Raw genomic sequence first — 17,521 nt, 5'->3', positions numbered from 1 at the left:
GTCTTATCGGGCGTAAACAGATCACAGTCCCGAATGGCATCAAATTAAGCCGAACCGCATACAATATGTTGTGCAAGCAGATGGCTGCTAGCACAACCTATTGTGGCTCAAATTCCTTAATTTGATGCCATTCATCACGGTCCCTTTTCCATCCCGAAATCCCTTTGCCAGCCTTCCTGATAGGCGAGCGAGAAAATCATCTGCACCTTTTCCGCCCGGCCCGCTCCGGATTCGGCGAGCACGGCTAGTCCCTGCTCGATCCGCTCGATACGAGGATCGGCGGCGACGGAACCGTCGGCCCGGTCGATGCGATCGAGCGAGGCAGCCAACTCCAGGATTTTGGCCCGCATCTCCAAAAACTCCCGATTGAGGATCTCCGGTGCGGCGGTGGTGGAAGACATATGAGGTTTCTCGGCAAGTCGAAAAGGCGGGGTCAGGGGCACGCGCGGAACCGGGCAGGACAACAACCAGCGCGGCCGTGCGTGACGATTGTAGCAGTTCTAGGCCCCCGGTTCCGCGTGCGGAGCAAGCGGGCTACGGTTCCGGCGGTCTCAGCAGCGTCGAGAGCCGTTAGTTCCAATTTGAACGGAAACACGGGCTAAATCAAGTAACCGTTTGGCGCCTCGCGCCGCGTCTATCGCCGGGCAGCGATAAAAACCTAGAGTTGCGTGACTTATTACGCGCCAGGAGCAACGGCGGTGCCGCCCCACGAAGGACTTTCGATTACATTTGACCTGCTTGCCCGCACCGAAAACGAGGCGGCGACGGGCCTGCTTTTGCACGCGCTTGAATCGCCCGATCGCCACGTGAGCGAAGCGGCCCTGCGGACGCTGCTGAAGCGCCACAGCCTGGCCGGCCATCAACAGTTGCTGCGCCGCCTGCACGCGCTCGACCCGCACTGGCGGGAAATCCTGCACGAATATCGCGGCACCATGTCGCACGCGCTGCGAGACGCACTCGTTTCCAGCGACGGCCAAAGCTGCGCCAACAGTTGCCAGGCCATCCTCTGGTTCCACGAATATGACTTGATGCCCGCACTCATCAACGTGCTGGAGAATGAATCGAACCCGAACGCTCCCTTGGCGGCTGAAACGGCCCTGAAACTGGCCGAGCTGTTCTACGACGACCTGGCCGGCACCCATAATTTTCGTCCGCGACAAGACCCGCGGACGCTCCGCGGGCATTTGGTCAGCACCCTGGAAGCCTCGGTCATGCGCTACGCGCGTCACCGCCGCAACGAGCCGGTCGAGGCGTTCTTGATGCTCTGCGAACGCGACAACGCCACCCTGAAGCAGCTTCTGTTCGATCCGCTGCACGCCAGTTATCGTCCGGTGATCGAGACCCTCACGCACGGCACGCGTCCGGGCGTGCTGCGGCTGCTGCTGAGCTCGATCGACGATCCGCAGGCGCCCTCGGCCGCGCTCACCGCCATCGCTCATCGCCGCGACGCTCCGTTCGTCAAAGCCCTGCTCCGCAAGATCGGCAGCGAGCCGTCGGCGACGGCCAAACGCAACCTGGCCCGCATCGAGCATTTTGCCTGGCTGAGGCCGAACGAGGCCCTGCTCGACGAGCTCGACGATGCCGCACAGCACAGCGTGGTCGAACTGGTGATGGCCTCCGGCATGAACCGGCTGGAAGCCTTCGACATCATCGCCCACTTGATGGCGGCCGGCACCGTGGGCGGACGCCGGGCAGCCGTCGCGGCGCTGGCCCAATTTCACGGCAGCGAGGCCAACAATGTGGCCCTCAAGGCCCTGGCCGACGATGATCCGCAGGTGCAGTCGGCCGTGCTCAGCCAATTGCGCGAGCGAGGCATTCCGGGCGCGGTTTCACTCCTGGTCGAACTGGCCGAGAGTTCCGAGCCGTCGGTGCGGCAGGCCGCCCGGCAGAGCCTGTCGGAGTTCAGCTTCGCACGCTATCTTGCCGCCTTCGACATGCTCGAAGACCAAGTCCGCCGCAGCACCGGCATGCTGGTCCGCAAAGTCGATCCCGACGCCGTGCCTCAGCTCATTGAAGAAATGCAGGCCCTTTCGCGCCGCCGACGCATTCGGGCGCTGCAAGTGGCCGAAGCGATGCAGGTGGTCAAACAACTCGAAGCGGCCGTCATCGCCCGCATCGAGGACGAGGATCATCTGGTCCGGCTCGAAGCCGCACGGGCACTGGGGCAGTGCGACTCGGCCAACGCTTGCCTGGCCCTGCGCACGGCCGAGCGCGACACGAGCTTGACGGTGCGCGAGGCAGCCACCGACAGTCTGGAGAAGCTTTATCGCCGGCGGCCGGAGATGGCACTCTTGGCGGATTCCATCGAAGCCGCGGACAACGAACCAGCCGTCCCGGTCGAACAACTGGAGCAGGCACATGGATAACCTCGTCGGGCGGCTGTACCCGGTCTTGTTCGCCGATCAGCATGCCATCCGCAACGTGATGCGCGGCATGCACCATCGGCAGACCGATTTCGACACCAGCGGCCTGGCGACCGCGTTGATGATCTTCTGCCTGTTTTTTGTCAGCGTCTGGGGGGTGGCCCGCGTGTTCGTCAAATCGGAAAGCCAATCGAACAACAACAGCTCGCAGGCGCTGTTTCGCGAGTTGTGCCGAGCTCACCGGCTGAGCTGGCTCGATTGGTGGTTCTTGCTGCGGCTGGCCCGCCATCACCACCTGAGCGAGCCAGCCCTGCTCTTTCTTGAGCCGCAACGTTTCGACCCCGCGGCTTGCGGCGACCGCTGGCGGAGTGCGGCGCCGCGGCTGCGCGACTTGCAGCTTGAGCTTTTTGCCGACCTGGCTTCGCCCGTGGGCCGATCGACGACATAAGTTCGTGCGAGTGACAATACGCCTTTATCCAATGTGGGCCGCCAAGCGGCGTTGAACATGGCGTTTCAACCGCAGCGCTTGAACGCGGGGGGCGCGGGACGCGAAATGCGTGTAGCGATAGCTCGTTTCGACCGACGTCTGCCAGTGCCTTTTGCAATCGAGCGAGGCGGGACCAAGGTCGAAGGTGTGGTCGCCGCGGCGGAAGCTGTCTTCGACCATCCGCCGCAAAAGCACCGTGCCGCACCCGTGACGACTGACCGCGGCATCGTAACCCATCCGCAGGCCAAACAGATGACCGTGATGGTGAAAGTTATAGGCGAACGCCGCCGGGCGGCCGCCCACCGTCAAGAGATTCAGATCGAGGCCGCCGGCACGTGCGGCCGCCAGGTGGGCATCGCGCAGGTACGCAGCCAGCGAGTCGTGCGAGAGCGTCGTGCCATGGCGCACGCCCGCTTGCCAACTCTGGCGTGCCACCCGCAGGCACTGCTCAAACAGATCCCAGCGCGGGTCGGCGTCGCCGTAGGCGATGCCCGCCGGTCGATAACGGACATAGTCGATCTCGCCCTGTTCGGACAGCCTGCGTTGGCTGCGGGCCACGTTGCCGCGCCAATGGCCGTCGCGCGTCGACCAATAGTCGTCCCACGGACCGCTCATGTCGATGACGGGAACCTGTTCGCCAGGCTCTTCCAGCGGGGTCCAACCGACGAACCGCATGGCCCGTAGCGTCCGTCCCCGATCGCCGCCGTCGCGATGCACCCAGCGCAGCGAGAGCAAATCCCAATCTCGCGGCCGCGTACGGAGGTATTGCAAGGCGGCGATCAAGGTGGCCGCGGGCTGGGCTCCGATCGGGCCATAGAAAGTGCCCCAGTGATCGAGCGGATAGGTGAGCACCCGCGCCCTGCCCAGTTTGGCTTTCTCGGTGCGGACGACCAACGGCACGATGCCGAGGGTCTCGTCGCCGGCGCGGACCACGAGCACGCGCAGCTTCTGGTCGTGCCCGAAATGCCGCCAATAAGGCTCCAGCCAGTCGAGCGATTGAAAGAACGTCGCACCCGGTGTTTTGGCCAACAGCGACTTCCAAAGGACGCGGCAGCCCGCGAGTTCTGCCGGATCGTTGATTTCTGTGACGTGGAGCATGGAGTGGGAAAGGCGATGTTATGTTAGGCGTCAGGCATCAGGTGCTGGACTCGTACCGCAAGGCGAATGCCGCGCGAGTGCCATCGCATGTAACCAGCGGCGGCGAAGCAGGTTACTTCCACTTGGTATCCTTAAGCTCGCCGACGAGAGTTGCCGGAAGTCCACCGCGTGTTGTCAAAAGGCAACGCCTGCCGAATGCAAGGCAACTTGGGTACAATTTGGCGTTCTTCAGCCTCTCCCTGCGACGTCCTCTTTTTGGACATGCCGCCGTCGTCCCACTACGATCAGGTCACCTAACTTAGACCAGCCATGAACATGCCGTCCGAGATTCGGCTCCTCGATCATTGGCACGGAATCGAGGTGAGTGCCGCGCTCGTCGAGCTAACGCGAACATTGGCTGCAAACAGAATTGACGCACAATGGTGGCAGCTCGAGGGCGTCTCGAAATCTAAACGTGCGCAAGAGGGCGACCACCATTGGGTCTGGCGAAAGCTTGTTGGCGAGCACCGAAACTCGCTGGTCTGGGACTTCATCGGGGCGCAAACCGATGACGGCGACATCCAAGGGGCAATCAGTTATCGCATTGACGCGCGATCGTTCTTGTCGCCCGAGTTCGGAACGGTGTACGTCGACCGGCTCGCCGCTGCACCAAGAAATCGCCCCTGGCTTGTTCCGTCGCCCCGCTTCGCAGGGGTCGGAAAAGGGCTCTTGCTGCGCACCGTCTGCCATAGCTACTGGCTCGGCTTGAACGGACGCGTGAACTTGATGTCGCTTCCAAGCGAACGGACTCGTGCGTTCTATGAAAACCGCGGCTTCATCGCGACGCGGGAACGCGACGATGGTATGATTGAATATGAACTGCCCGCTGAATCGGCCCAAGCGTGGCTCACGCAGGAAGGATTGCTCTGATGCCTACATTTCACGATGACTTTGTTCCAGTGACCGGCGGTGTCGATCTTCCCGCCGATCGGCTTAGGCCCGACGTCGACCGCCTGCGCGGATTGGTCCTCGACTGCGATCTTGACAAGCACATCGTCCGGATTCTGGCGTTGCACCCCGACTTGCGCGATCGGTTTGGGGACCGGGATCTGACGAGTCTCGATTTGCTGGCAAAGAGAGCATTGCTCGATGAAATGAACGAGATTCTGGGCATTCGCCCGCCCAGCCATTCACGGCCGTAGTGGGACGGTTCTGACGCCAAATGCTGGGCTGAGCGCGACTTGGGCCCAATGCGGCGGTAAACCGTCCTCAGAGAAAAGGAATGCTTGCATGCTGAACCTCGCCCGCTGGCTTTTCGGTGGTCTGTTGATTCTTTTACTGGCGGCGAGAGCGCAACCCGCCCAAGCACATTTCTTGTTCATCCGCATCACGCCGCCGGCGGAGGGCGGGCGTGCGGCCGAGGTCTATTTCAGCGAACATGCGACGGCCGGCGATCCGCGATTCATCGACAAAGTGGCCCACACGACGCTGTGGCGGCAAACGACGCCCGGCGAGCGGCTGCGGCTTTGGTTCGGCGACGATGACGTGCAGCACCCGCTGGGCAGGTTGCTGCTGTTCGACGGCGGCGACTTCGCGTCGAGCTATCGCGTGAAAGACCGCCAGATCAGCGTCGTGAATCGTGCCCTGGGGCGGCAGAACATGACTATCACCGTGCTCGACAACCAGCGGACGGCCGACGGCCACTTTCTGCCGCGGAGCTACACCGTTCATTACTGGGACGACGCCGGCGGCCGGCTGCTGCGCAGTGAAGCGATCGACGACCGCTGGACGACGGTCGGTGGGTTCGACCTGCCCGCCGCCCACACCGTGACCGTTTCGACCGATGTCGGGCAGTCGGTGCGCAGCTTTACGATGTCCGAACACCACTTGCTTGCCGGAAGTGGCGGCGAAGCTTTAGAATAAGGGTGTCGACCGCCGAACGAGCGCGGCCGGTCATCTCGTGCTTGCTCAGGAGTCTGCGGCCATGATCGAATGGATTGCCATTGCGGCCGGTGCGTGCGCGGTGGTGGGCATCCTCGCCGCGATCGCCTACGGTCCAGTCCGCTCGGCGTTGCGGGCGTCTCGCTATGAACGCGCTCGACGCGAGTTCCATCGTTGCCGCGAGCGGCTGGAGGCCAAGTTCTTTCAGCTTGCGGCCGCCAGCGGCAAGCCCCGCGGCCTGCGTTGGTCGTCTTGCGATTTCGAAGACGACGTTTCCTACGCCCGCGATCGCCGCAGCGGGGAATTGTGCGCCTTCGTGGCGGTGACGATCGGCTTCGAGGCCGTCGAGGGCGGCGGCATGGAGCACGTTGAAGCGGTCGGCAGCCTTCGCGCGGCGACCGCCGAGTTTCGCCTGCGCGGCGTCCGCTGGGAAACCGAGGGTCGGACCATCTTCAACCTCAATCCAACAGAAGCGATCGACTACTATCGCGATAACCTGGAAATCGTCGCTCAGGAAACCGTTGGCGGACGACGCTGATCGCGGCTCATAGGTTCGGGCGCCGCCGTATTCTCCAATTCCGCGGACCGTGAAGCGCGGCACCGAAAAGTAAGCTCCGTTTCGAGCGCGGACATTCCGCGCGCGCTTCATGATCTTCGTCCCTTTTTCGCAACTTGGCGACCGTTCCCCGCCGGCTTGGCGTGGCCCCCTTTTCGACCTTTACTTAATCCGGCGGCTACGGCCTTCGCCTGCACGAACTTGGGCAACCCCTTTTGGATCACCACGTCGACCACTTTTGCAGTTCGCTCTTCGCCCTGATTGTAAACCACGTCTTCGGCGACGTTTCGGCGCATAATTTCTTTGCGGTAGTCTTTAACTCCCTGTCTCGCAACCTTCGAGGGATGGCCGTACTCCTTGGTCAAAAGGCATGCAACGTCCTCCCAAAAAGTCGCTGCCATTTCCTTCCTTGATGCAGAATTCATTGTCACTCAACCGTTTCGGACTTAAAAAAATTGCTCGATCCTCTGCCGATTAACTGCTGAAGCAATCGGACACCGCGCGGGGTGTGGAAACTGAACTGGTCGGCATCATGCATCGCCGCCCTCTGCCGCCAGAATGCTGCGACCGGTCCACAAACCATATCGTACCACCGGGTTCCGTCTTTGAGAGCAACCGGCCCGCGGTGGTCATTAATGACTGCAGCGGTACTCTGCCGGCAGCGTTGGACAAGGCTCCAGAATGCGATTTTCCGCCTCGCTCCGACAACAAAGCTAATCGACGTTAATTCTGCCAAATCATGTCGATCGACTCGGAACTGAAGAACCACAGGCATGGTATTTCGTTTGAACCTGGACGACGGATCGTAGAGCCGTGCCCAGGCCCAGTCACGAGCCTGTTGCTTGCTCGACGTTGTGTAAAAACCACGACCGAAGTCACTGTCGGGGCGGCACCGGAACAAATCGATCCCGGAAGCGACTATGTTTGCTGCGTCGTCACTCGTACCATCCGTGATACAGGTGAATATAGCGGCTTCGCGGCGGGTTCCACGGTGGGGCCGGTTTATAAATTGGCGGCATGTCGATCAGGAGGGGCATCGTCGGTCTGGATGCCCAATTTCACTTACGGCGTATTGCCATACGCATTCAAATACTGCTGAATGTGATTCCCAGTGCTCACGCGCGCTGGCCCCCGGCCGGTCTGTTCGGTATAGTTGATTCGTGGTCCGCTTTGGGCATCCCAGGCATCCCAGAGTTGTTGCACTTTGGCCTCGCTCCTCCCAAGAATAGCGGCGACTTCTTGCCGACTATACGACCTGTTTGGGTCAATGGCAGCGCCAACGGTTTGGGAAGCGGTCGGTTTGGCGCTGCCCAACAACTTTCTGAGTACCGTCGGCAAGATTCCGCCGTGGCGGTAGTAGTCACGCTCCACCGGCGAATCGATCCGCACGATCGCCTCGAACTCCTTCACAGAACCGTCGGCGGCCTTTGCCCGCACCTTCAGCTTGCCGCGGGGCTGCACATTGTCATCGAGGCCGAAAATGTCGTATAGCTCTTCGCCCGTCAGGCCGAGCGATTGCCAGGTCTGGCCCGGCAAAAACTGCAACGGCAAAATGCCCATGCCTACCAGATTGCTCCGGTGGATGCGTTCGTAGCTGACCGCGATCACCGCCCGCACGCCCAACAGCAGCGTGCCCTTGGCGGCCCAATCGCGACTGCTGCCGCTGCCGTATTCCGCTCCGGCCAGAATGACCAACGGCACGCGCTCGGCTTTGTACTTGATCGAGGCGTCGTAGATCGTCATCGGCTGGCCGTCGGGCAGGTGCCGCGTTACGCCGCCCTCGGTGCCCGGTGCAAGCTGGTTGCGGATGCGAATGTTGGCGAACGTGCCGCGGGTCATCACGCGATCGTTGCCGCGGCGAGCGCCATAGCTGTTGAAGTCGCGTGGCTCCACACCATGCTCTTGCAGATAAAGCCCCGCCGGACTCGTGGCCGCAATCGACCCGGCCGGCGAGATATGGTCGGTCGTGATCGAGTCGCCCAGCACCGCCAGCACCCGTGCCCCGGTGATCGGCTGAATCGGTCCGGGCTGCGGCGGCAAGTCGATGAGAAACGGCGGCTCCTGAATATACGTGCTCGCCTCGTCCCAATCGTAAAGATCGCCCCCGCTGACCGGGATCTCGTTCCAGCGTTCGTTGGCGTCAAACACATTCGCGTAGCGTCGGCGGAACATTTCGGGCAGCACCGTCTCGTTCACCGCCTGCGTCACTTCTTCGCGCGAGGGCCAGATGTCGCCCAGAAAAACCGGCTGGCCGTCGTTGCCGGTGCCGAGCGGCTCGTTGAGCAGGTCGATGTCCGTCGTGCCGGCCAGGGCGTAGGCCACGACCAGCGGCGGGCTGGCCAAATAGTTGGCCTTCACCAGCGGGTGAATGCGGCCCTCGAAGTTGCGGTTACCCGACAGAACCGCGGAAACCACCAACGAGCCGCCGGTCACCGCTTTGGCTACAGGATCGGGCAAGGGGCCGCTGTTGCCGATGCAAGTCGTGCAGCCGTAGCCGACGGTATAAAAGCCGAGCGCCTGCAAATCGGCGGTCACGCCCGCTTTGTCCAGATAATCGCTCACCACGCGCGAACCGGGGGCCAGACTCGTCTTCACGTAGGGCTTGACCTTCAGCCCCTTGGCCACGGCCTTGCGTGCCAGCAGTCCCGCCCCCAGCATGACGTTGGGATTGCTCGTGTTCGTGCAGCTCGTGATGGCCGCGATCACGACCGCGCCGTGGCCGATCTCCATGCTATGCCCGTTTGTCTCGATCTTCCCTTTGCGTTTCACCGCCGCTTCGTCGAGTGCAAAGCCGCGCTCGCTCACCGGCGCCCGCAAGGCTTTCTCGAACGACCGCTTCATGCCCGCCAACGGCACGCGATCGTGCGGCCGCTTGGGCCCAGCCAGCGAGGGTTCGACCGTGCCCAGTTCGAGCGACAGCTTGGAGCTGAACGGCGGGGCCGGCGTGTCGTCGGTGCGGAACAGGCCCTGTTCCTTCGCATAACGCTCGACCAACTGCACTTCGTCGTCCGTGCGGCCCGTGCGGCGCAGATAATTGAGCGTCTCGTGGTCGATCGGGAAGAAGCCGATCGTGGCGCCATACTCCGGCGCCATATTGCCGATGGTCGCCCGGTCGGCCAACTGCATGTTCGACACGCCCGGCCCAAAAAACTCGACGAACTTGCCCACCACGCCGTGCTTGCGCAGCATCTGCGTCACGGTGAGCACCAGGTCGGTAGCCGTCGCGCCGGGCCGCAGCTCGCCCGTCAGTTCAAAGCCGACCACTTCGGGCATGAGCATGAACAGCGGCTGGCCGAGCATGACGGCCTCGGCCTCGATGCCGCCCACGCCCCAGCCGACGACGCCCAGGCCGTTGATCATGGTGGTATGGCTGTCGGTGCCGACGAGCGTGTCGGGCAAGGCGACGGGACCACGATCATCCTCGCGCACAAAGACGCCCTTGGCCAGATATTCGAGGTTCACCTGGTGTACGATGCCCACGGCCGGGGGCACCACGCGAAAGTTGTCGAACGCCTTCTGCCCCCAGCGCAGAAACTCGTACCGCTCGCGGTTGCGCTCGAATTCCAGGTCGACGTTGCGATCGAGCGCCTGCCCGTCGGCGAAGTAATCGACTTGCACGGAGTGGTCGATTACCAAATCCACGGGGATGAGCGGGTTGATCTTCTTCGGATCGCCGCCCAGCCGCTGGATGGCACTGCGCATGGCCGCCAGATCGACCACGGCGGGCACACCCGTGAAATCTTGCAACACCACGCGGGCCGGCTTGAAGGGAATCTCGATTTCCGGGACCGCGCTGGCCCGCCAGCCCGCCAGGTCTTTGACGTGCCGCTCGGTGACCTCATAGCCATCGCAGTTGCGGAGGACCGATTCCAGCAGCACACGGATGGAGAACGGCAATTCGGCCACGCGACACAGCCCGGCCTGTTCCAGCTTCGAGAGCCGATAGATGCCGACCCGGCCGCGGCCTGATTCAAAGGTATCGCGCACACCGAAGGCATCGCGTTTGGTGGTATCGTTCATAGCAAGCTCCGTGACATTTGCGATGGCGGCGTTTAGTCGGAGGATGGGCTTCCTTGCCCGTCACGTCGAGCGGTGACGGCCTAGGAAGGCCATCCTCCCCGTCGATGCGGTCTATGTTTATGGACGGCAGTTTACCTCAAAAGCGCCGCCTTGTCTGGGGGCCTTTCACGTTCCATCACTCTGCTCGAACCAGCGAGTCTTCGGCTACGTCATTTGACGCCACCCTTGCGAAACCTACATTTAAGCTGCAAGCGACCACCTCGCGACCGGCAGGATCTCTGGTTTTATGGCGGAAACGTCTCCCGAAAGCCTTCTGGAAAGCCTGATCGGCAAAGATTCATCCGCCGGCGATGCCTGGGCCGCTCTGGCGGCCACACAGCCGCAAAAGCCGACCGTGCCACCCAAGGCCGACCGGCCCGCCGACAAGAAGCTCGACGATCTCCTGGGCCGGGTGAAGCAGCTTGTATCGCCTGCAACGAGCCAAACGACGGATCCGGCGTCGGGCGAATTCCTGCCGTTGGAGCCCGCCTCGCTGCGCGAAGCCCGTGTCAGCGAGGGCCTGCTCGAAGCCCTGGTGATGAAGTTCCTGCTGGCCAACGGCACCGCCAGCGGACGCGAGACCGCGACGCAGGTCAGGCTGCCGTTCAAGCTGGTCGATGACCATCTTCACCAGCTCAAGAACGACCAACTCCTCGTTTATCGCGATACGGCGCCGATGAACGACTATGTGTACCAACTCACGGAAATCGGCCGCGAGCGTGCCCGACGTTACACCGACCACTCCACCTACTTCGGTTCCGCGCCGGTCGCCCTGGAAGATTACGCCGCCAGCGTTCGGGCGCAATCGCTCACCCGGCTGCGGCCCACGCAGGCCGATCTCGACCGGGCGTTTGCCGACTTGCTGCTGAACAAACGCATGATGGCCCGGCTCGGCCCGGCCATCAACTCGGGCCGGGGCATGTTTCTCTACGGGGCAGCGGGCAACGGCAAGACGAGCATCGCCGAGCGAATCACACGGGCCTTCGGCAACTGCATCTGGATTCCCCGCGCCGTGGGCGTCGAGGGCGAAATCCTGCGGCTGTTCGATCCCAGCAACCACGAAGAGATGCCGCTGGAGAAAGCCGACGGGCTGATCGACAACCGGCAGATCGACAAGCGTTGGGTCCGCATCAAGCGGCCGACGATCGTCGTGGGCGGCGAACTCACCATGTCGTCGCTGGAGGTGACGGTGAATTCGGCCACGAACATCTGCGAGTCGCCGCTGCAAATGAAAAGCAACTGCGGCACGCTGGTGATCGACGACTTCGGCCGTCAGCGGATGACCACCGACGAACTGTTGAACCGCTGGATTGTGCCCTTGGAAAAGCGGTACGACTATTTGAACCTACCGAACGGCAAAAAGATCGAAGTGCCGTTCGACCAGCTCGTCATTTTTTCGACCAACCTCGAACCGAAGGACCTGGTCGACGACGCCTTCTTGCGGCGGATTCCGTACAAGATCGACGTGCTCGATCCGACGGAGGAAGAATTCCGGCAGCTTTTCCGCATCATTGCGCCGAAAATGGGCTTCGTCTACGTTGAAGAGGCGGTCGACCACCTGGTCCGCGCGCACTACGCCAACCGCCCCTTCCGCTGTTGCCAGCCGCGCGACCTCCTGTTGCAGATCAAGAATCTCTGCGACTTCCAGGGGCAGACGCCGGTGATGTCGGCCGAGAACTTTGACTTCGCGGTGGAGAATTACTTCGCGGTGATGTGAGTCTACCAAATTGTCAAAGACCTGAGCCGGCGCTGCGCGCCGCCTGCCACCGGGAGGGACGGGTGAGGGCGTCCCAGGATTGGATGCGGTGGTCGCTCCAGGCGACCGGTTCCGCATCGACGTGCGGTTGGGTGGCCTCGAATTACCCTTGTCATAAAATATTTAACCTTGTCAAAAACAACGCACGTGTCCGGTTTGCCCTGCCCGCGAGCCCTTGGCCCGCTGGGCTTTGCGCCGATATTCTCGGGCGGCTCATTTTGGCGCCGCAACGATAAATCTGGGGGGCGGGGCTTCAATTTTGGATTGTCGATTTTCGATTTTGGATTGGGGGTTTCGTCGCTCATTTTTTCTGTCTGATAATCTTTCTGTCTTGCTGCCGTTCTACCGCGCGACTGGCTTGGCATGCTTCGCGTCCCGGCGTATCACGCTCCGCCGTGATGGATGCCGTTCCGCCCCGTTCGTGCAAATTTGCACTAACGGGAAAAACCCGAAGGATTCCATCATCTCGTAGTTCCGCGGTGGTATGTTTCCGGCGCGGGCTTCCAGCGTCATCCGCTCGGAACCGAAACATTCTTGTGTTCTATCTCGCGACTGGCTTGGGTTGGATCGGTTGCGGGCATCCGCGCACGTGGCTCCCTGTGTTCTACCGCGCCGTTGGCTTGGACAGGATCTTTTCGACTTCTCACCGCAGCTCGACGAACGCCAGCGGGCTGCTTCGCCGCACGGACAAAAGTATTGCTAAAATAATCGGCCAACTGGGGCAACGGCGAATGTCCATCACCAACCCGTTGACGTTCAGCATCCAAACCATGATGTTGTCGTCCATCCGACTCGGCGGCGTCCAATGGTGGTCCATCGGCCTTATTCTTAGCATCGTGCGAATCTCCTTCGACTTGCCTTGGCCGGTGCTTTCGCCGACGCCGAATGCCTTGTCGATGGCGGTCAGCTTCATGTGCGGATCTTTGCTGTTGTCGTCGAGGAAGTTCACCCATCCAATCGTGCCGCACAATGCCGCAGGCCCAAGTGGTCGGCTTGCCGCTCACCAATGGCGAAGGTCGCTTCCGGGCGAGCTTCTCTGTCAGCTTGCGGCATAGCTCGGCATATTCGTCATTCAGATGCTCACGGCAGAACGCATCGACCAGCCCAGTGATCTGCTCGAAGACAGGCTGAACCTTGTCAGACATTCCTGCACCAGCTTTTTTCTGCTTTGCTATTGGCGACTGCATTGCTCGAATAATCGGGATGATTGCCCACTTCAAGGCTAAAGGTGACTGGCGATCTGCTCCTGGGGCGAACCCAGGCCGAGCTTATCCTGCATCATTTTCACGAAGACCGCCTGCTCCTCTGGGGGAAGCACGAGCCGGTTGAGGAGCGATTCAAGGGTTAGGTGGAAGTAGGCGACCGTAGCCTTGCATTCTCGCAGACTTTGGAAGAACCAGTTCATTCGGTAATGCTCTTCAGGGTCTTTCAGGGTCAGGCTCGCATCCTGTCCCAAACCATCAAGGCTGTTGAAGCACCGTTGCAGCCAGAGTTTATGGCGCAACTCCACCGGGACTAACGCCTCCCAAGATTCCACGCTTGGTGGCAAGGAAAGCCCCTGCCCATGCTCTAGGAGGCCGGTAGCGATCCGGTTCCAGCCCTCGCAGTTCACTTGCTCGTGACAATCAAAAGTGCGATACGGCTCAATCAGCAAGTGCGGCACGATTTTCTTGAAGATGACGTACCAGGGTTCACTAGGCCGGGGGATTTCGTCAATGTAAAGGATTGCACCGTCTCCGACATCATTGAAGTTCAGCAGACCGCCCAATCTCTTCTTCTGCCTGGGCGTGAGGGGGATGTCTTGCTCTTCACAGATGACCGCCTCCCACGTCAGAAAACAGCCCTCTTCCAACCACCAGACGAAACTATCGACGGCTTCTTCGAGGTTCCCCAAGTCATCCAGGGAACCGCCTTCAAAGAAGTCGTGCGTGGGGATGTCTGGGTCAAACTCCCATGAAAGCGAGGCTGGTCGCTTCGATGCTCGGCTCGTCTTTTTTGGCACGGTTCTAGTCCTTTCCTTGGGTTTACAACATCCGTAACTGGGCAGCGACCGACGCAACCTTCTTCGCCGCATCTTTGCGAGACACGCCCACCGTCTTCTGCACGAATTTGATTGCTTGCTCTCGTTCTCCCATTCTCACCAGCCCGAAGAGCTGCATCTCCCACTTTGAACTGACTCCCGGAGTGGCGGGAACCATCCATTCCACACGAACCTTGCTTTCAGGCGTGGTGCCGCAGGCGAGAATTCGTCGTTTGTCATTCGGGTAATGTTCTTGCTTGAAGCGAATGAGTTCGTCGATCATGGCGTCCACGTCGTTCGACTTCAACTGGTTCCACAGTGCGGGGTTCTCCGCCTCGATCTGTTCCCAAGCCGAGCGGTAACCCTGTCGAGCGTTATCCAGGCCGACAGTTTCATTCCAAGCGATGTTGGCGAACATGAGTGCGACGTTGAAAGCCTCCGACGATGGAACGCCGTCGGGTTCACGAAGCAAACGCTCCGCCATTTCCTTGAGCATCTCCGACATCTTGTCAGGCTCTTTCATCACACTTTCACCTTCCTCATTTCCCTCGTCGCCTTCTTTGCATCAAAGGCTTCGGGATCGAACGGACCACGCCACCGAAGCATGTCCTTGTGCTCTTTGTGCTTGGGGTTAGAAATGGCTTCCAGATAATCGACGTAGCCCCAAGGGCCGCCGCAATCTTCGGGTGGGCACGCCCGTGCGCCTTCAAGGCACACCGGATATTTTGCCTTGGGGTCGGCCGTCGGGAAGCCCTCGAACAGAACCTCGTGCCGCCAGCCATCGCCGAAGTCGTATTCATAAAGCCAGCGAGTGCGCTCGCCCGACTGAGGCAGCAGCTTGCTGATGAGGATGCCCCGCTCGTCCTCGAATTCCATTCCCCAGTCGTCGCCATCCGGGTCCGGCTCCATGTAGGTCGTGCCGGCGATCTCGAACTGGTGCAGATGGTAATTCCACCAGCCGAAGGCGGCTTGGATGTACTCGTGCAGGTCGGGCAGTGTGCAATCGTGGATTTGAATCCGCCGCCAGATCGCCGGCTTGATTTCGAGAAGACTGATCTTGAACTGATAGATCACGTCGCCCTTCTTCGGGGCCGTCTTGCGGGTCTTCGGCGCTTCCTCACCGGCCAATTTCGGCCGGTCAGAGGCGATGAGTTCAGCGACCTTGCGCATTACTGCCATAAGCCGCTTCTTATGCGGGCCGGGGGCATAAACGGCGGCGGACGGTATCTCGTCGTCTAGGTGATCGAGTTCTTTCCGGGTGATGCTGACGACCTGCGTGCCTTCTCCTGCTTCCTTGAGTCTCTCCTTGAGCTTGTTCTTGAGCCGAGTGCGGTGGATCAAGCTGTCTCGTTGCTGTTGGGTCAGTTTCAACGGGTACATTTCGTCGGCCTTCTTGGTCGGCTTGAGGCGGAACAAGATCGTTTCTGGGTTTTTGCCGGACAAGTGGTCTTCGAGGCCGTACTGGACCTTTTGCCGGGCCTGGGCGGGCGTCAAGGGTTTGTCGTCGTCTTTGGGCACTTTCATGTCAGCGAACAAATACCGCCGTCTAAGCAGCGTTATTCTTTCTCTTCCCTCTCGTCCTCCGTTCCACCCTCCTTCCCAGGCATAAAGGCTCTTTTTGCTGCCTCGATTGTTACGGCATGCGTTTGAGCCAACTGCCACAAATAGAACTTCAGCCTCGGACCCAACAAGCCATCGCTTTCAGACAGCGTGTCAGTCCTTTCCAGCTTTGCTGACTCGATCCGCCCCGCAATCGGAATGTTGCGGAGGATGAAGTGCATCGCCTCGTCGAGCAACCCGAAGGCATGGCCCTGAACCTGCCGATTATCAAGAAACTCGGTCTTGTCGATTCCCTTGAAACGAGCCAGCCGCAACTGGCATTGCGGATAGTTGCCGGACGGCTTCTTGCCGAACAGCACGACTGCCGCCCGCAACAACCGCGCGTGAGCCCGCAATTGGAAACGGTCGAGCGCCTCGATGGGGTCAGCCACGTCGCTTTCACTGCTCGGCCGTGGGGATGACGCGCAGGATGCCAGTAGACCGTGGTTTCGCCGCCTGTCAAACGGCTTACCAAGATTTAACGCCGTGCTAACGGAAAGCTCGCTGGTCCCACCCTACGGCCTTGTACACGCCCTACGGCGGCGGCGCGTTGCCGAAGAAGGCCCGGTCGCGGGCTTCGTAGTCGTGGTAGCGCAGCAGGTCGTAAAGGTCTTGACGCGTCTGCATCAGATCGAGCAGGTCGCGCTGCGTACCCTCGGAGGCGAGCATCGCCAACGCGGCCTCCACCGCCTTCATCGCCACGCGCATCAGCGTCACCGGATAAAGCACGGCCGAGTATCCCATTTCGGCCAGTTGATCGAGGGTGAATAATGGGCTTTTGCCGAACTCCGTCATGTTCGCCACCAGCGGAGCGTCGATCTCGCGAGCGAAAGTCGTGAACTCTTCTTCGTCGGCCAACGCTTCCGGAAAAATCCAGTCGGCGCCCGCTTCGAGATAGCGCCGCGCGCGGACCAGCGCCGACGAGAAATCTTCGACGCCACGGGCATCGGTGCGGGCGACGATCACCAGGTCGGGGTCGCGCCGCGCGGAAGCGGCCGCCCGAAGCTTGGCGCACATTTCTTCGATCGACACCAGGCTCTTGCCGGAAAGGTGCCCGCAGCGTTTCGGAAGCCGCTGGTCTTCGAGCTGGATAGCCGCCGCGCCGGCCGCCTCCAGCTCGATCACCGTGCGTTCCACGTTGATCGCTTCGCCAAAGCCGGTGTCGGCATCCACGATCAGCGGTATGCCGAGATTGCGGGTCGTGCGGCGGGCTTGCTCGGCCAACTCCGAGAGGGTAAACAGGCCGATGTCGGGCAGGGCCAGCTCGCCGGCCGAGAACGCCGCGCCCGACAGGTATGCGGCCTCGAAACCCATATCTTCAATCATTCTCGCGACCAGGGGGTTAAATGCCCCCGGCACGGGAAGAGTGGCGTCGGCGACCGCTTCGCGTAGTTTACTGCCCGGTGAAGGTATGGCCATGCGATTGTCAATGTGGTTCGAGATACCCGGCTGAGAGAATCATACGCAGGAGCCGGTTCGCACGTAAGGTGGGGCCGGCGAGCTTGCGAGCGCCGGCCCACCGTCAAAGGGTTCAGGGTTCAGGGTTCAGGGTTCAGGGTTCAGGGTTCAGGGTTCAGGGTTCAGGGTTCAGAAACACTTGAATTGACTTTTTCCTGACGCGTGACGCCTGATGCCTAACGATGATGCGCCGGCGCTCGTCCCG

Annotated in this window: 17 protein-coding genes; 7 read left to right on the top strand and 10 right to left on the bottom strand. The window is 61.1% G+C overall.

The window, feature by feature from the left end; genetic code table 11:
* Nucleotides 1-134 precede the first annotated feature (134 nt).
* Nucleotides 135-401, bottom strand: a complete 267-nt coding sequence (locus tag VNH11_09045) for a hypothetical protein (protein ID HVA46507.1) — start codon at nucleotides 399-401, stop codon at nucleotides 135-137.
* Nucleotides 402-698: 297 nt separating this feature from the next.
* Between VNH11_09045 and VNH11_09040 the strand changes: the two genes are divergently transcribed.
* Together VNH11_09040 and VNH11_09035 are read left to right on the top strand one after the other, a co-directional pair.
* Nucleotides 699-2,366: a HEAT repeat domain-containing protein gene (locus VNH11_09040; GenBank protein HVA46506.1), complete on the top strand. Its 1,668-nt coding sequence runs from the start codon at nucleotides 699-701 to the stop codon at nucleotides 2,364-2,366.
* Nucleotides 2,359-2,811, top strand: coding sequence for a hypothetical protein (locus VNH11_09035; GenBank protein HVA46505.1), 453 nt, complete (start codon nucleotides 2,359-2,361; stop codon nucleotides 2,809-2,811). The genes VNH11_09040 and VNH11_09035 overlap by 8 nt, the downstream gene beginning before the upstream one ends.
* Nucleotides 2,812-2,835: 24 nt before the next feature.
* On the opposite strand, the gene VNH11_09030 is transcribed toward VNH11_09035, so the two are convergent.
* The gene (locus tag VNH11_09030) at nucleotides 2,836-3,948 is read right to left on the bottom strand and encodes a GNAT family N-acetyltransferase (GenBank protein HVA46504.1); all 1,113 of its coding nucleotides are present in this window, start codon (nucleotides 3,946-3,948) and stop codon (nucleotides 2,836-2,838) included.
* A gap of 309 nt (nucleotides 3,949-4,257) precedes the next feature.
* On the opposite strand from VNH11_09030, the gene VNH11_09025 reads away from it, so the two are divergent.
* The 4 genes from VNH11_09025 to VNH11_09010 all read left to right on the top strand — a co-directional run bounded on the left by VNH11_09025 (nucleotide 4,258) and on the right by VNH11_09010 (nucleotide 6,406).
* Complete coding sequence (locus VNH11_09025) at nucleotides 4,258-4,857, top strand: hypothetical protein (GenBank protein HVA46503.1); 600 nt, start codon at nucleotides 4,258-4,260, stop codon at nucleotides 4,855-4,857.
* Complete coding sequence (locus tag VNH11_09020) at nucleotides 4,857-5,129, top strand: DUF4230 domain-containing protein (GenBank protein HVA46502.1); 273 nt, start codon at nucleotides 4,857-4,859, stop codon at nucleotides 5,127-5,129. Before VNH11_09025 ends, VNH11_09020 begins: the two co-directional genes overlap by 1 nt.
* 88 nt (nucleotides 5,130-5,217) lie before the next feature.
* The gene (locus tag VNH11_09015; protein ID HVA46501.1) at nucleotides 5,218-5,850 is read left to right on the top strand and encodes a DUF3386 family protein; all 633 of its coding nucleotides are present in this window, start codon (nucleotides 5,218-5,220) and stop codon (nucleotides 5,848-5,850) included.
* Between the two features lie 61 nt (nucleotides 5,851-5,911).
* On the top strand, nucleotides 5,912-6,406 hold the full coding sequence (locus VNH11_09010; GenBank protein ID HVA46500.1) for a hypothetical protein: 495 nt from the start codon (nucleotides 5,912-5,914) through the stop codon (nucleotides 6,404-6,406).
* Between the two features lie 107 nt (nucleotides 6,407-6,513).
* Here the strand turns inward: VNH11_09010 and VNH11_09005 are convergent, their stop codons facing one another.
* A complete protein-coding gene (locus VNH11_09005) occupies nucleotides 6,514-6,849 on the bottom strand; it encodes a hypothetical protein (protein HVA46499.1) in 336 nt (111 codons plus the stop codon).
* Between the two features lie 637 nt (nucleotides 6,850-7,486).
* Nucleotides 7,487-10,444 carry an aconitate hydratase AcnA gene (gene acnA, locus VNH11_09000; protein ID HVA46498.1) on the bottom strand — a complete coding sequence of 986 codons (2,958 nt, stop codon included), beginning with the start codon at nucleotides 10,442-10,444 and terminating at the stop codon, nucleotides 7,487-7,489.
* A 286-nt stretch (nucleotides 10,445-10,730) separates the two neighbouring features.
* On the opposite strand from acnA, the gene VNH11_08995 reads away from it, so the two are divergent.
* Entirely contained in the window at nucleotides 10,731-12,200 is a 1,470-nt protein-coding gene (locus tag VNH11_08995; protein HVA46497.1) for an AAA family ATPase, read from the top strand.
* Nucleotides 12,201-12,882: 682 nt separating this feature from the next.
* Here the strand turns inward: VNH11_08995 and VNH11_08990 are convergent.
* The 6 genes from VNH11_08990 to prpB form a co-directional block, all read right to left on the bottom strand.
* Nucleotides 12,883-13,209, bottom strand: coding sequence for a DUF6398 domain-containing protein (locus VNH11_08990; protein ID HVA46496.1), 327 nt, complete (start codon nucleotides 13,207-13,209; stop codon nucleotides 12,883-12,885).
* Nucleotides 13,210-13,461: 252 nt separating this feature from the next.
* The gene (locus tag VNH11_08985; protein ID HVA46495.1) at nucleotides 13,462-14,241 is read right to left on the bottom strand and encodes a hypothetical protein; all 780 of its coding nucleotides are present in this window, start codon (nucleotides 14,239-14,241) and stop codon (nucleotides 13,462-13,464) included.
* A 22-nt stretch (nucleotides 14,242-14,263) separates the two neighbouring features.
* Nucleotides 14,264-14,785 carry a hypothetical protein gene (locus VNH11_08980; protein HVA46494.1) on the bottom strand — a complete coding sequence of 174 codons (522 nt, stop codon included), beginning with the start codon at nucleotides 14,783-14,785 and terminating at the stop codon, nucleotides 14,264-14,266.
* Nucleotides 14,782-15,675, bottom strand: coding sequence for a plasmid pRiA4b ORF-3 family protein (locus VNH11_08975; protein ID HVA46493.1), 894 nt, complete (start codon nucleotides 15,673-15,675; stop codon nucleotides 14,782-14,784). Before VNH11_08975 ends, VNH11_08980 begins: the two co-directional genes overlap by 4 nt.
* Nucleotides 15,676-15,815: 140 nt before the next feature.
* Nucleotides 15,816-16,250 carry a hypothetical protein gene (locus VNH11_08970; GenBank protein ID HVA46492.1) on the bottom strand — a complete coding sequence of 145 codons (435 nt, stop codon included), beginning with the start codon at nucleotides 16,248-16,250 and terminating at the stop codon, nucleotides 15,816-15,818.
* 142 nt (nucleotides 16,251-16,392) lie between these two features.
* Nucleotides 16,393-17,277 carry a methylisocitrate lyase gene (prpB, locus tag VNH11_08965; GenBank protein HVA46491.1) on the bottom strand — a complete coding sequence of 295 codons (885 nt, stop codon included), beginning with the start codon at nucleotides 17,275-17,277 and terminating at the stop codon, nucleotides 16,393-16,395.
* Between the last annotated feature and the right edge of the window lie 244 nt (nucleotides 17,278-17,521).

It is taken from the genome of Pirellulales bacterium, from assembly GCA_035533075.1.
Lineage (GTDB): Bacteria > Planctomycetota > Planctomycetia > Pirellulales > JAICIG01 > DASSFG01.
This window is presented reverse-complemented; position numbering and strand designations above follow the sequence as displayed.

Bases quoted from the DNA above. Each gene is read 5' to 3' on its own strand.
- VNH11_09035 (HVA46505.1), top strand. From the start codon at position 2,359: ATGGATAACCTCGTCGGGCGGCTGTACCCGGTCTTGTTCGCCGATCAG.
- VNH11_09015 (HVA46501.1), top strand. From the start codon at position 5,218: ATGCTGAACCTCGCCCGCTGGCTTTTCGGTGGTCTGTTGATTCTTTTA.
- VNH11_09030 (HVA46504.1), bottom strand. From the start codon at position 3,948: ATGCTCCACGTCACAGAAATCAACGATCCGGCAGAACTCGCGGGCTGC.
- VNH11_09010 (HVA46500.1), top strand. From the start codon at position 5,912: ATGATCGAATGGATTGCCATTGCGGCCGGTGCGTGCGCGGTGGTGGGC.
- acnA (HVA46498.1), bottom strand. From the start codon at position 10,444: ATGAACGATACCACCAAACGCGATGCCTTCGGTGTGCGCGATACCTTT.
- VNH11_09045 (HVA46507.1), bottom strand. From the start codon at position 401: ATGTCTTCCACCACCGCCGCACCGGAGATCCTCAATCGGGAGTTTTTG.
- VNH11_08995 (HVA46497.1), top strand. From the start codon at position 10,731: ATGGCGGAAACGTCTCCCGAAAGCCTTCTGGAAAGCCTGATCGGCAAA.
- VNH11_09005 (HVA46499.1), bottom strand. From the start codon at position 6,849: ATGAATTCTGCATCAAGGAAGGAAATGGCAGCGACTTTTTGGGAGGAC.
- prpB (HVA46491.1), bottom strand. From the start codon at position 17,277: ATGGCCATACCTTCACCGGGCAGTAAACTACGCGAAGCGGTCGCCGAC.
- VNH11_09025 (HVA46503.1), top strand. From the start codon at position 4,258: ATGAACATGCCGTCCGAGATTCGGCTCCTCGATCATTGGCACGGAATC.
- VNH11_09020 (HVA46502.1), top strand. From the start codon at position 4,857: ATGCCTACATTTCACGATGACTTTGTTCCAGTGACCGGCGGTGTCGAT.